Annotated in this window: 12 protein-coding genes; 2 read left to right on the plus strand and 10 right to left on the minus strand. The window is 73.3% G+C overall.

The annotated features are described in order from the left end of the window. Positions 1–17: 17 nt before the first annotated feature. From AC1Q7O_RS06825 to AC1Q7O_RS06870, 10 genes are all read right to left on the minus strand, one after another. A complete protein-coding gene (locus tag AC1Q7O_RS06825; RefSeq protein ID WP_492662602.1) occupies positions 18–1,625 on the minus strand; it encodes a mechanosensitive ion channel family protein in 1,608 nt (535 codons plus the stop codon). A 30-nt stretch (positions 1,626–1,655) separates the two neighbouring features. After that, positions 1,656–2,381 (minus strand): sulfur oxidation c-type cytochrome SoxA, encoded by a 726-nt coding sequence (gene soxA / locus AC1Q7O_RS06830; protein WP_394514521.1) that lies wholly within the window; start codon positions 2,379–2,381, stop codon positions 1,656–1,658. Further along, positions 2,378–2,701, minus strand: a complete 324-nt coding sequence (locus tag AC1Q7O_RS06835; RefSeq protein ID WP_394514523.1) for a thiosulfate oxidation carrier complex protein SoxZ — start codon at positions 2,699–2,701, stop codon at positions 2,378–2,380. Before AC1Q7O_RS06835 ends, soxA begins: the two co-directional genes overlap by 4 nt. 79 nt (positions 2,702–2,780) lie before the next feature. Continuing rightward, a complete protein-coding gene (locus AC1Q7O_RS06840; protein ID WP_492662603.1) occupies positions 2,781–3,200 on the minus strand; it encodes a thiosulfate oxidation carrier protein SoxY in 420 nt (139 codons plus the stop codon). Next, complete coding sequence (gene soxX, locus AC1Q7O_RS06845; protein ID WP_492662604.1) at positions 3,197–3,544, minus strand: sulfur oxidation c-type cytochrome SoxX; 348 nt, start codon at positions 3,542–3,544, stop codon at positions 3,197–3,199. Before soxX ends, AC1Q7O_RS06840 begins: the two co-directional genes overlap by 4 nt. A gap of 193 nt (positions 3,545–3,737) precedes the next feature. Continuing rightward, positions 3,738–5,888 (minus strand): xanthine dehydrogenase family protein molybdopterin-binding subunit, encoded by a 2,151-nt coding sequence (locus AC1Q7O_RS06850; protein ID WP_492662605.1) that lies wholly within the window; start codon positions 5,886–5,888, stop codon positions 3,738–3,740. Beyond that, complete coding sequence (locus AC1Q7O_RS06855; protein ID WP_492662606.1) at positions 5,885–6,379, minus strand: (2Fe-2S)-binding protein; 495 nt, start codon at positions 6,377–6,379, stop codon at positions 5,885–5,887. Before AC1Q7O_RS06855 ends, AC1Q7O_RS06850 begins: the two co-directional genes overlap by 4 nt. A 70-nt stretch (positions 6,380–6,449) precedes the next feature. Next, a complete protein-coding gene (locus AC1Q7O_RS06860) occupies positions 6,450–6,749 on the minus strand; it encodes a hypothetical protein (RefSeq protein ID WP_492662607.1) in 300 nt (99 codons plus the stop codon). An 81-nt stretch (positions 6,750–6,830) separates the two neighbouring features. Further along, positions 6,831–8,396 (minus strand): phytase, encoded by a 1,566-nt coding sequence (locus AC1Q7O_RS06865; protein WP_492662608.1) that lies wholly within the window; start codon positions 8,394–8,396, stop codon positions 6,831–6,833. Beyond that, entirely contained in the window at positions 8,396–10,876 is a 2,481-nt protein-coding gene (locus AC1Q7O_RS06870; RefSeq protein WP_492662609.1) for a TonB-dependent receptor, read from the minus strand. Before AC1Q7O_RS06870 ends, AC1Q7O_RS06865 begins: the two co-directional genes overlap by 1 nt. Positions 10,877–11,046: 170 nt before the next feature. On the opposite strand from AC1Q7O_RS06870, the gene AC1Q7O_RS06875 reads away from it, so the two are divergent. After that, complete coding sequence (locus AC1Q7O_RS06875) at positions 11,047–11,949, plus strand: GGDEF domain-containing protein (RefSeq protein ID WP_492662610.1); 903 nt, start codon at positions 11,047–11,049, stop codon at positions 11,947–11,949. Continuing rightward, complete coding sequence (locus tag AC1Q7O_RS06880; protein WP_492662678.1) at positions 11,946–12,956, plus strand: AraC family transcriptional regulator ligand-binding domain-containing protein; 1,011 nt, start codon at positions 11,946–11,948, stop codon at positions 12,954–12,956. The genes AC1Q7O_RS06875 and AC1Q7O_RS06880 overlap by 4 nt, the downstream gene beginning before the upstream one ends. Positions 12,957–13,231: the final 275 nt, after the last annotated feature.

The raw sequence follows: 13,231 nt of genomic DNA on the forward strand, positions 1-13,231 counted from the left end.
CCCTTGACTTGGCCGCGTCAGCGCGGCGGCTCGAGCGGCCCGGACCCGGGCGCGAACCACGGGCCCTCGGGCACGACCTGGGGCTGCGCGGGGTCGGCCCGGTAGTGCGGTGACATGATCTGCACGCCGTTCTCGTTGAACACATCCTGGATGTTGGCGTGCAGCTGGCTCATGGCCTCGGCGCGGCGCTGCGGCGCCGTGCGGCTGGCCTGCGCGCACAGCCGGTACTCCACGTAGAAGTCGCTCAGCGCCGTCTGCACCACGTACGGCGCGGGCTGCTGCAGCACGCCGGGCGTGCGCTGCGCCGCCTGCATCAGCAGCGCGTGCACCTGGCGCCACGGCGTGGCGTAGCCGATGGTGACGGCCGTGCTCAGCACGAACTGTCCGTCCGGTGCCAGCCGCGAGAAGTTGCGCACCGGCTGGCCGAACACCACCGCGTTGGGCAGGCTGACCTGCTCCCCCAGCCCGGTATGCAGCTGCGTGGCGAACATGCCCAGCGCCGTCACGGTGCCCTCCACGTCGCCGATGCGCACGTACTCGCCCACGCGCAACGCCCGCGAGTACATCAGCGACAGCCCGGCCATCAGCTGCCCCACCACGCCGGAGGCCCCCAGCGACACCATCAACCCGGCCAGCACCGTGACGCCCTTGAACGCCTCGGTGCTGGCGCCGGGCAGGTAGGGGTAGGCCATGGCGAGCGCGAACAGCCACACCACCAGCGCGGCCAGGCGCTGCGTGGGCCCGACGGTGTCGGCGTCCAGGCCGGCGATGCTCAGCTCGCCGCGCTGCACGCGCTCCAGCACGCCCTGCACCAGTCGCAGCACGCCACGCGCGGCCAGGAAGATCAGCACCGCAGTCAGCAGCCCCGGCACCGCGCCCAGCGCCGCACCGCCCAGCGCCAGCAGCTGCGAGACCAGCCAGTCGCCCGCGCGCTCGCCCCAGACCCGCGTGGCCGCGAACTGGCGCAGCACCACGCTGGCCCACACGTCCAGCACCACCAGCGCCACCACCCAGCCCGCCAGCCCGGCCAGGCCGCGCAGCAGCGCGATGGCATGCTCGCCGGACACCTGCCACCACGGCCGCACCGCGCGCGCGTCGCCCGCGCCCAGCTGCCGCACCGCGTGGCGCAACAGCCGCCGCCGCAGCGCCGCCAGCGCCCACAGCAGGCCCAGCGCCAGCCCCGTGGCCAGCAGCGCGAACACCAGGCCCACGGCCCAGGCCTTGGGGTCGCGCGCCTCGCGGGCCTCGGCCAGCGCCTGCTTCAAGCGGCGCTCGGCGTCCAGCGCTGCGACGTCCAGCAGCGAGCCGGCCTGCGTGCCGCCCAGGTCGTCTGGCACCAGGTGCAGCACCGTGATGCCATTCGCCTGCAGCCGCACGGCGGGCACGTCGCCGGGCAGCGCCTGGCGCTCGACGCGGTCCGGTCCGGACGCCGCCAGCGCGGCCGACAGCGCCTCGCGCGCCGCCTCCACGCGCTCGGCGGGCGACTCGCCCTTCAGCGTGGCGCGCAGCGTCACGAGCTTGCGCTGGTTCAAGGTCAGCTCGGCCTCGTCGCCACGCTCGTCGGCCCGCGCGGGCAGCGCCGCCAGCAAAGCCACGACCAACCACCAGCATCCGCGCAGTCGCATAGGCCCTCCCAGGTCTTGTCGGCCCCGAGCTTAGGGCCTGACGCCCGGCGGCTGCATCACCAGCCCGGCGGAGCGGCGCGACAGGTAGACCTGCAGCGCCATCAGCGCCTCGCCGTCCCACGCCGGCACCTGGGCCCGCACGCCGCTGAAGCAGCCGCGCAGGCGGCGCTGCAGGCTGCCGAGCGACTGCCACTCCAGCCGGAAGACCGGGTAGTCGTCGACATGCCCCTGCGGGATCAGGCTGCCGCCCAGCCGCAGCCCGGCGCGCTCGTCGTGGCATTGCGTGCAGGACAGGTTCAGCGCACCGATGCGCGTCGAGTACAGGCGCTGGCCCTGCGCGGCGGCGCGGTCCAGCTCGGGGCCGCGGGGCGGCGCCAGCGGCAGGCCGCGTGACTGCTGCGACACCAGCGCCGTCAGCGCCAGCAGCGGCTCGGCCTCGGGCGCCCACGCGGGCTGCTGCTGGTGGCGCACGCGGCAGCGTTGGATGCGGCCGGGCAGGTCCAGCAGGCCCTCGTCGAACGCCGGGTAGCGCGTGGCGGCGCCGCGCAGCGTCTGCGGCTCGCCGTGGCAGCTGGCGCAGGAACGCGCGCCCTGCCCCCACAGCTCGCGGCCCAGCGCCACCGCCAGCTGGGCGGGGTGCTGCGCGTCGTCGGCCTGCAGCGCACGCAGCGCGGAGCTCATCGTGTCGCGCCCCGAGCGGCGGTCGTCGGCGTGCGCCATGCACGCCACGAGCAGCAGCAGCCAGGCGCGCTTCATGCCAGCGTCAGCGGGCGCACCTCGCGGTGCTCGAAGCCCTGGTCGCCGCGCCAGACGAAGCTCAGCTCGCCGGCCTTGGTCGCCTGCATCCAGAACGCGAGGTAGGGGTTGGCCGACACGGCGGCGAACAGGTCCACGCCGACGACGAGTTCGCCGTCCAGCCGGCACTCGAAGCGGCGCACGAGATCGCGCGGCAGGCGCGCGCCGTCGTCGCCGGTGCGGTAGCCGGTCTCCATCGCGTGGGCCACCGTGGCGCGCACCTCGAAGGGCTCGCCGGCCTTGATGGCGGGCGGCAGCGTGATGACGGCGCGGGTCGCCATCAGCGGCCGCCGGGCCGCCCCAAGGGCGCTGGCACCCCCTCGGGGGGGCGTGAGCGAAGCGAGCGTGGGGGCTTCATGATCAGGGATCCACGCAGGCCGCGAGCGTGACGACGACGTCCACGCCCGCCTGCCAGCAGCGGCCGTCCGCCGCCTTGGCCACGGCCACGATGCGCTGGCTGCGCGCCAGCCGCATGCGGGTGCTGAACTCGGGCCTCACGGCTGCCACGGCGGCCGCGCCAAACGCGACGTGCACGACATCGGGCTCCGGGTTCAGCGGCGTGAACAGCGCCAGCCCCACCACCGGCTCGGCCGCGGCGACGCGCACCGGCACCGCGTTGCCGTTCTCCACCAGCGCGGCGATGTCGATCTGCAGCGCGCCGGACGCGGGGTCTCGCCCGGCCCAGGCACGGATGGCGGCGCGCATCGCGTCATCGCTGGCCTGCGCGGTGGGCAGCAGCGCGAACGCAGCCGCGGCGAGCGTGAACTCGCGCCGCTTCATTTCGACAGCGTGCCCAGGTAGGCCACGAGGTCGTCCAGCTGCTGCTCGGTCAGCGCCGGCCGGCCGGCCCAGGCGGGCGCCACGTCGCGCAGGCCGTCGGTCGAGCGGAACGGCGGCATCACGGTGGCCGGGTTGAAGCGGCGCATGTCGGCGATGCGCTCCCGCAGCGCCGGCGCAGACAACCGCGCGGCGGCCGCATCCAGCGGCGGCGCCAGGTTGCCGTGGTTGGGGTCGCCGGCGGCGGTCAGCGCATGGCACAGCAGGCACAGGCTCTGCGTGCGGTCGGCCACCAGCGCACGGCCGCGCTCGATGTCCCCCGACTCAGCGCGGGAGCACGCCACCATCAGACAGGCAAGCAGGAACGCCCTCATCACCGGCCGTGAGTCTTTGAAGCGCGGGCCGAGCGCCGGGCCGCCCCAAGCCGGCCCGTCTGGCGATGTGCTTGCCGGTCGAGCCGGCAAGCATCGCCATCCCCTCGGGGGATCGACCGGACAGACCCGCGTTCAGCGAGGTCAGGCTGGGCGAGGGGCCAACACATCACACGAGGCTGTGCTTGCTCAGCGGCAGGTCGCGGATGCGCTTGCCCGTCGCCGCGAAGATCGCGTTCAGCACGGCCGGCGCCGCCACCGCGATGGTGGGCTCGCCCACGCCGCCCCAGAAGCCGCCGGACGGCATGACGAGGGTCTCGACCGCCGGCATGTGCTCCATCTTCAGCACCGGGTAGGTGTTGAAGTTCTGCTGCTCGACGCGGCCGTCCTTCACCGTGATCTCGCCGAACAGCGCGGCCGACAGCCCGTAGACGAAGCTGCCCTCCACCTGCGCGGCGATCTGCTGCGGGTTGACGGCATGGCCGGGGTCGGTGGCGGCAACGATGCGGTGGATCTTGAGCTCGCCCTTTTTGCTCACCGACACCTCGGCGCAGGCCGCGACATAGCTGCCGAAGCCCATGATCTGCGCCAGGCCCAGGTGCCGCCCCTTCGCGCGGGGCTTGCCCCAGCCGGCCTTAGCTGCCACTGCGTTCAGCACGGCCAGGTGTTTGGGCGAGCCGGCCAGCAGCTCGCGGCGCAACGCCAGCGGGTCGCGCTTGGCGGCGTGGGCCACCTCGTCGATGAAGCACTCCAGGTAGACCGCGTTCTGGTTCAGGTTCACGCCGCGCCAGAAGCCCGGCGGCACCGTCGGGTTGCGCATCGCGTGGTCGATGAGCAGGTGCGGCACCGCATAGCCCAGCGCGCCCTCGGCGCCGCCGGCGTTCAGGCCCTGGAACACGGCCGGGTCTTTGCCATCGCGGATGTTCTGCGGAAAGATGCCCGCGACGATGCTCTGACCCGAGATGCGCATGTGCAGCGCGGTGAGCTTGCCGGCCTCGTCCAGCCCCGCCGTCAGCTTGCACTGTGTGACGGGGTGGTAGCGGCCGTGCGTCATGTCCTCCTCGCGGCTCCAGATCAGCTTGACCGGCGTGCCGGGCAGCTCCTTCGCGATGGCCACGGCCTGGCGCACCCAGTCATGCACCGCGCCGCGCCGGCCGAAGCCGCCGCCCAGGTGCAGCTTGTAGACCTCGCAGGCCGCCGGCGGAAGGCCGGACGCCTCGGACGCCGCGGCCAGCGCGGCCTCGCCGTTCTGCGTCGGCGTCCAGACCTCGCAGCGCTCGGGTGTCCACTTGGCCGTCGCGTTCATCACCTCCATCGTCGCGTGGTTCTGGTGCGGGTAGCTGTAGACGGCCTCGACCCTGCGCGCCGCGCCGGCCAGCGCGCCCTTCACGTCGCCCTGGCTGCTGCCGACGGCGGCAGTGTCCGCGTCCAGCCCGGCCTTCAGCGTGGCGGCGGTGTCGGCGCTGTTCTGCGACACGTTGGCGCCCTCGTCCCAGACGATGGGCAGCGCCTCCAGCGCCGTCTTCGCCCGCCACCAGGTGTCGGCCACGACGGCCACGGCCGAATCGCCGACCTTGACGACCTTCTTCACGCCCGGCCGACCCTCGATGGCCGCGGCATCGAAGCTCTTGAGCTTGCCGCCGAACACCGGGCAGTCCTTGATGGCCGCGTTCAGCATGCCTGGCAGCTGCAGGTCCATGCCGTAGACCTGCGAGCCGTCGAGCTTGGCCCGCGTGTCCAGCCGCTTGACCGGCTTGCCGGCCAGCGTCCAGTCCTTGGCGGGCTTGAGCTGGATGTCGGCCGGCGCGGCCAGCTTGGCGGCCTCGGCGGCCAGCGAGCCGTAGCTGAGCTTCTTGCCGGCATGCAGCACCCAGCCGGACGCCGTCTTGCATTCCACGACCGACACGTTCCACTGGTTGGCCGCCGCCTGGATCAGCAGCGCACGCGCCAGCGCGCCGCCCTTGCGCACGTACTCGTGCGACTCACGCACGCCGCGGCTGCCGCCGGTGCTCATGCTGCCCCAGGCGCGGTTGCGCGCGAGGTTCTGGCCCGGCGTGGGGTACTCGGTCTTCACCTTGGCCCAGTCGCACTCCAGCTCCTCGGCGACGAGCTGGGCCAGGCCGGTCAGCGTGCCCTGCCCCATCTCCGAGCGGGCGATGCGGATGACGGTGGTCTCGTCCGGCAGCACCTGCACCCAGGCGTTCAACTCGGCGGGTGCGTCGCCCTCGGCAAGACCTGGCACATGGAAGCCCACCATCAGGCCGCCGGCCGCGGCGCTGGTCGTATGCAAAAAGGCCCGGCGTGACAGAACGGCGCTCATGCCTGGCCTCCTTCGATGACGATGGGGATCTGCTTGCGCTGCACCTGGCCGGCCGCCAGGTGGATGGCCGCGCGCACACGGTTGTAGGTGCCGCAGCGGCAGATGTTGGTCATGGCCGCGTCGATGTCGGCGTCGGTCGGCTTGGGCTTGGCCTTCAGCAGCGCCGCCGCGGCCATCAGCATGCCGCTCTGGCAGAAGCCGCACTGGGGCACGTCCAGCGCGTCCCAGGCCTTCTGCAGCGGGTGGCTGGCGTTGGGGGACAGGCCCTCGATGGTGGTGATCTTCTGCGCCGGCGTCAGCGCCGACGCGGGCATCACGCAGCTGCGCATGGCCTCACCGTCGATGTGCACCGTGCAGGCGCCGCACTGCGCGACGCCGCAGCCGTACTTGGTGCCCGTGAGGCTGAGCTGCTCACGCAGCACCCACAGCAGTGGCGTGTCGGCCTCCGCCTCGTACTGCAACCGCTTGCCGTTGACCGTCAACTCCGCCATGCCCGCTGCTCCCGTTCCGCCATCAGTGGCGGGCGGCAGACTAGCAGGGTCGGCGCCGGGCTGCCAGCGTTCAGTCCTGGCGCCAGCCGCGCTGCGCCATGCAGCGCTTCTGCGCCGCCACGGCGCCGGCTGTGGCCTGCAGGCGCTGTTGCTCCTCCAGGGCCGCGCAGTGCGCGCCGGCGCAGCCACCGGGCAGCGCCATGCGCTGCTCCAGACGCGCCGTGCGCATCACGTCCTTCTCGCAGGCGGCCAGATCGGCCTGGAGGTCGGCACTCGGGGTCTTGGGGTTGACCCAGTGGGGCGAGGCGCAGGCGCCCAGCGCGGCGCAGATCAGCAGGGGCAGGACGTTGGTGGACAGCAAGCGGGTCATGCGGGCATCTTAGAAGCCTGCACCGCGGCGGCGGCCCGACCGGGCGGGTTCCTCACCCGCGGTGCCGGGCCGCGCCGCCGGTCAGCGGGCCGGCACCACCTTCTCCACGGCGCTCCACGGCACCAGCTTGAAGTTCTGCGGCCCGTGCGGCAGGCGCTTGTGGCCGTCCTGCACGACGAGCACGCCCTGCGCGTACGGCCCGCCCATGTTGGCCGGCGTCAGGTCCAGCCCGTCGGTCTCCGACACGCCGTCGATGCCCAGCGCCGCGTTGGTGCCGATGGCAAACGTGCCGCGCTGCGCGAACGGCGGCTTGATGTCGTAGACGGCGTAGGAATCGCTGCCCTGCGACGACACCACCAGCCAGCCGCGGCCCGGGTGGATGGCCAGGCCTTCGACGTCGGGCGTCAGACCCGGGCTGGCCTCGATGACCAGCTGCGGCGCGCTGCCCGGCGTGGCCAGGTCGCGGCGCCAGATGCCGCGCTTCTCCTCGCCGACGAACAGCGCCCGGTTCGCCTCATCGACGACGCAGCCCTCGGGCTGGCTGGCCAGGCGGAACTCGTCCACCGCGTCGACACGCCAGGCCTTGCCGACCAGCCGCAGGCGCAGCTGCTGCACGCGGCCGTCCTTGTCGTTGGGGAAGACGTCCAGCCCGCCGTCGGCGTTGCGGCCCACGCAGAGGCCGTAGATGTCGTCCAGCGTCGTCTTCAGCCGCGCCAGCTCGCTGACCTGGCCGGCCGGCGAGACGGCGAACAGCACCAGCCCGGCCTCGTCGCGCTGCGTGGCCACGACGAGGTCCAGCTTGCGCCCGCCGTAGATCAGGCCTTGCCGCAGGTCCACGTTGTTGATGCGGCCCACGGGCAGGAACTGGCGCTCGCGGCCGTCCAGGCCGTAGACGGCCAGGCCGCGCTTCTTGTCGGTGGCCAGGATGAGGCTGCGCGCGCCCTGCCCCGGGTGCACCCAGATGGCCGGGTCGTCGGCCGCGTCTCCGGCTTCGCGCACCGGCTGCGTCTGGCCGGTCGGCAACACGACGGCGGGCCGTGCTGCCGGCGCAGCCGCCGGGTGCTCCGCCAGCCAGGCGTCCAGCCGAGCCGTCAGCGCCCTGCTGCCCGAGGCGGCATCGGCCAGCAGCAGCTGGCGGCCCACGCGCTCGGCGTTGGCGGACAGCGCCCACAGCCCCACGTCCGGCTCGGCCACGTACAGCAGGCCCTCGGTGTCGCGCGCGCGGCAGGCGCTGGGGTCCAGCGGCGTGGCCAGGCGCTGCACCGGCAAGGCCTTGTCGGCGTGGATCAGCCATTGCTCCGACAACCCTTCCTTGCCGAGCAGAAACAGCTGCAGCAGCCCTTGCGGGTCGCGGTAGAGGCACAGCTGCGCGACGTCCACCGCCGGTGCGGGCCAGGCGGCCGTGCGCGCGAGCTTGCCACCGTCGGCGCGCCACAGCTGGATCTGGCCGCTGTCGGCGTCCTGAAGCACGGCAAACACGCCATCGTCCGCGCGCTGGTCCATGTGCTTGGCGCGGAGGGCGTGCCGCGCCAGCGTGCGGCCGGCGTCGTCGTGCAGCTCCAGCGCCGTCTTGGCCAGCGCAAAGCGCCCGGCATGCGCGCCGGCGGCGGCGGCCGCGAGGGCCAGGGTCAGCAACAGGCCGCGCATCAGTTCAGGCTCCACTTCAGGCCGAGCTTGACGCTGCGGCCGTACCGCTCGTACTGCGCGTTCTGTGCCGGCGTGGCCTGGTAGACGTAGTAAGCCTGGTTGGTAAGGTTGGCGGCGTCGACGGCGATCTCCAGCTGCTGGCTGACGGCGTATTTGAACGAGAAGTCCAGCCGCTTCTGGCCGTCCACGCGCAGGTCACGGGCGGGGTCGAACACGCTGCCCACCTCGATCAGGTAGGACGACTGCTGGTTCAGCGCCAGCCGCGTGTTGACGCCGTGGCCCTCCCAACCCAGGCTGAGGTTGACGCTGCGGTCCGACTGGCTGGGCAGGCTGATCTCGCGGCTCTTCCACACGCCGCCGTCGTAACCGCCGATGCGGGCCTTCGAGCTCACGAACGTGGCGTTGGCGCCGACGATGAGGCCGTTGAACGGTGCCGGCAGGCTGCGCAGCGCCTGCGCGTAGGCCAGCTCCATGCCGTGAAGCTTCGCGCTGCTGCCGTTGGCAAAGGTGTTGACCTGGCCGAAGCTCTCCCAGCCGGCGCTGCCGGCCAGGTCGGTCTGGAACGCGAAGTCGCGGATGCGCTTGGCGAAGACATAGGCCGACAGCGTGCCGTCGCGACCCAGGCCCTGCTCGATGCCGACATCGACGTTGCGCGAGCGCAGCGGCTTCAGGCGCGGGTTGCCCAGCTCGGCCTCGTCGCCGTCCACCACCATGCCGGGCGACAGCTGCTCGAAGCTGGGCCGCACCAGCGAGTTCGTGAACGCGGCGCGCGCCAGCAGCTGGCCGCCCAGGTCCTGGCGCAGCAGCAGCGCCGGCAGCCAGTGCGTGCTGCGCGTGTCCACGGCCACGGGCGACGGCGCGCCGTCCTTCAGCGCCATGCCGCGGGCGTGGAAGCCGATGCGCTCCACGCGCACGCCGCCCAGCAGCTGCAGGCCGCCGCGCTCCCAGGTGGCCTGGGCGTAGGCGGCGTCGACGTCTTCCTTCATGTCGAAGTCGCCGGTGACCGAGTCGGCCGCGTCGCGCGAGCCAGCCAGGTCCACGCCCTGCCACAGCGCGCGCGCCTTGCCGGCGTCGCCGGCCGGGCCGATGGCGCTCCACGGGTAGTCCACCGCGTCGTTGCCGGAGATGGCCGAGAACGTCGGCGTGCCAATCGTCTTGCCCTTGAGCTTCCAGGTTTCCTGCTGGTTGTCCTTGTGGCGGCGTGTGGCCTTGGCGCCCAGCTTGAATTCCAGTTCGTCTCCGCCGCCCAGCTCGACGCCGCGCTTCACGTCCAGCTTCAGGTGCTCGACGCGGTCGCGCGCCTCGCTGTCGCCGATCTTGAAGTTGTTGAGCTTGTAGAGCGTGGCGTCCTGCAGCGTGGCCGGGCCTTGCAGCACGGGACGCTCGCCGTCGGTGAAGCCCAGGCCCGTGAACTTCGCGTCGAAGGCCGCGGAGGCCAGCGCGTTGGGCGTGCTCTCCCCGGCGCGGCCCACGCCGGTCTCGGCGCTGGCCTGCCAGCCGGCCACATCCAGCTCGCCGCCCAGCGCCAGCGAGTGGGTGCGGGCCACCTCGCGGCGGTCCTTGAGCCCGCGCGACACCGTGCCGCCGCCCGTGCTGCCGGCCGCCTGCGGCGCCGAGAACGCCACCTTCATCGACTGGCGCGTCTCCTCGTCCGTGAAGCGGCTGCTGAAGCCGCGCAGGTAGAGCTGCCGGCCGGCCGCGGGCCGCCAGTCCAGGCTGGCCGCAGCGCCGACGCGCGAACGCAGGATCGTGTAGCGGCGCAGCTCGAACGATTCGAGCTTGCCCGCGTCCCACGCGCCGCCGGTCTCGACGTTGTCGCTGGCGAAGCGGCGCTGGTCGCTGGACAGCGCCACCGCCAAGCCCAGCGTGCCGTCGGCAAAGCGGTCGGCAAACGTCAGGCCGGCGCGCGGGCGGGTGCGGCCCAGGTTGGTGTCGTGGTTGGCGCCCAGCTCCGCGCTGAGCAGCCGGCCTTTCACGTCGAAGGCCGTCAGCGTGTTGACGCGCACGCTGCCGCCCAGGCTGCTGGCGTCGACGTCGGGCGTCAGCGTCTTGTTCACTTCGAGCGAGCGGATCAGCCCGGCCGGCACCACGTCCAGCCCCGGCGCGCGGCGGCCGGCCTCGGAGGCGGGCACGGTGGCGCCGTTGATGCTGACGGTGTTGTAGTCCGACCCCAGGCCGCGCACGCGCACGAAGCGGCCCTCGCCCTGGTCGCGCTCCACGGTCACGCCCGGCAGCCGGGCCAGCGCCTCGGCGGCGTTGTCGTCGGGCAGTTGGCCGATGCCGTCGGCATGCACGACGCTGAGCACGCCCTGCGCGGCGCGCTGCTTGTCCAGCGCGGACTGCAGGCTGGCGCGCTGGCCGGTGACGACGATGGTGTCCAGCTGCTGCGGCGCTGTCGTCTGCGTTTGCGCCTGGGCCGAGAAGGCCAGGCCCAGCGACAGGGCCAGCAGGCTGGGGCGGGGAAGGTGCTTGTGATGCATGGCGGAGGCCTGATTGGGAATGGCCGCGATGCTCGCGAGCCGCCATGGCGCGCGTTTGAATCCACCGTCACAAAAGCCGGTTGGCGCAGCGGCGGCCCCCGCGGTGAGCCGATCCGACTCCCCCGCTGCCGCTTCCCAACGCTGTCACACGCCGTTCATACGATGGCCGCATGACCCGCCTCGCCCTGCCCGCCCCGCTCACCGGCCAGCCCCTGCGCCTGCTGGCCCGCGAACTGTTCTACCCGCTGCTGGTGCTGCTGCTGGCCGGCCTCACGCTGGCCTTCGCGACGCTGGGCGAGCTCAAGCCGGTGGCGCAGTGGCACTGGACCGACGTCGTCAGCGAAGGCGGCATGGCGCTGATGGTGGGCGTGTGGCTGGTGTACGTGCGCGGCAGCCGCCCCGCCGGCCGCGTGACGACCTGGCTGGTGCTGGGCCTGGCGGCCATGCTGGTGGGCGAGTGGGTGGACGCGCTGGACGAGGTCTGGCGCCTGCCCAAGGCCATGCTGTGGGACAACGCGCTGGAAGGCCTGACACCCGTGGGCATGCTGCTGCTGACCGTGGGCCTGCACCACTGGCGCCAGGAGCAACGCGTGCTGGGCCGGCAGCTCGCGCAGCGCGAGCGCTTCCTGCGCGACCACCGCGCCGTGGACCGCGTCACGCAACTGGCCGATGCCGGCTACATGGCCCAGCAGATCGAGCTCGAACGTGCGCTGGACCGGCCCGGCTGCGTGCTGATGCTGGGCTTCGACGGCTTCGGCGAGCTGGCCCGCGAACAGGGGCTGCGCGGCGCCGACCATGCGCTGGAAGCCGCCAGCCTGACGCTGCTGCTGAACCTGCGCCCCGCCGACCTGCTGTGCCGCTACGCCGGCGACCGCTTCGTCGTGCTGCTGCCGGGCTGCAGCACCGCCGACGGCGAGCGCCTGGCTGGCGAGCTGACGGCCGCGCTGGCCGCGCTGAGCTTCAACGGCCCCGACGGCCGGCGCCAACGCCTGCCGGTGCAGGCCGCGCTGCGCGCCACCACCGACACGCAGCCGCCCGAGCAACTGCTGCTGGACCTGCTGCAAGCGCTATGACGCTGCCCGCCCAGCTCGCGATGCTGCGGCCCGCCGAGGCGGCCGGCCTGCCGCCCTACGAGCTCGACACCGCCTGCCTGCCGGCCACCGACCATGCCGCGCTGCTGGCCGAGTTCGCACACCACCGCGGCGTGCCGCTGGCCTGGCCGGCGCAGCCGCTGATCTCGCCGCGCGAACTGCTGGCGCTGCTGACGCCGCTGCGTGACGCCGGCGCCGACAGCGCCTTCGCGCTGGGCCAGCTGCTGCTGCCCGGCCACTACGGCCTGGCCAGCCAGGCGCTGCTGCAGGCCGGCAGCCTCGTCGACATGCTGCAGGGCCTCACCCGTTATGCCGGCCGGCTCACGCCGCTGCTGACGCCGCGGCTGCTGGTGGACGAGCAGGAACTCATCCTCGTCTGGACCGACGCCTGCGGCCTGCCGCCGGGGCTGCGCGGCTTCGTCGTGGACCTGCACATGAGCGCCGTCACCAGCCTGTGCGCATGGCGCGCCGGGCGGCGGCTGCCGTGGCGCTTCAGCTTCGACCGCACCGCGCCGCGCGACCGCGCCCAGCACGCCGTGCACCTGGGCACGGCGCTGCACTTCGGCTGCCAGGTGGACGCGATGCGCCTGCCGCTGGCCGACGCGCAACAGGCCAGGCCCGCCGCGCCGGGCCTGGCCGCCGCCGCGCTGGCCCGCCAGGCCGACCCGCAGGCGCTGCGCCGCGGCCTGCTGGCGGACGTGGCCGACCGCCTGCTGCGCGACCCGGCCCAGCCGCCCAGCCTGGAGGTGCTGGCCGCCGGCTACGGCCAGAGCCCGGCCACCTTCAAGCGCCGGCTGGCCCGCCACGGCACGCACTACCAGGCCGAGGTGGACCGGCTGCGCGCGCATGTCGCCGTCTACCTGCTGGGCCCGCGCGGCCAGGGCCGCGACACGGTGGCGCAGGCACTGGGCTATTTCGACGGCGCCAACTTCCGCCGCTCCTTCAAGCGCTGGACCGGCCTGGCGCCGGGCGCGTGGGCGGCGGGCTGACAAAAGAAACCCCGGCCCACCGGACCGGGGTTGAAACCGTCTGCCGCTGTCACGACGAGACGCCTGCTCAGGGAGGAACAGCAGGGGGCCGTGGCCCGCTGCCAATGTAGCGCGGCCGCCGCGGCGCCGCCGTAGGACGACAGGCCGTCGTGCCCGGGGGACGCCAAGCGCGCAGCCGCAAAAAAAGAACCCCGGCACGAGGCCGGGGCAACAATACCCGCGCTTGACCGGCGGGCGCCTGCTCAGGGAGGGAGAAGCAGGCAGGCTCAGCCTAA

The organism is Roseateles sp. GW823-FHT07B05 (assembly GCF_058794515.1).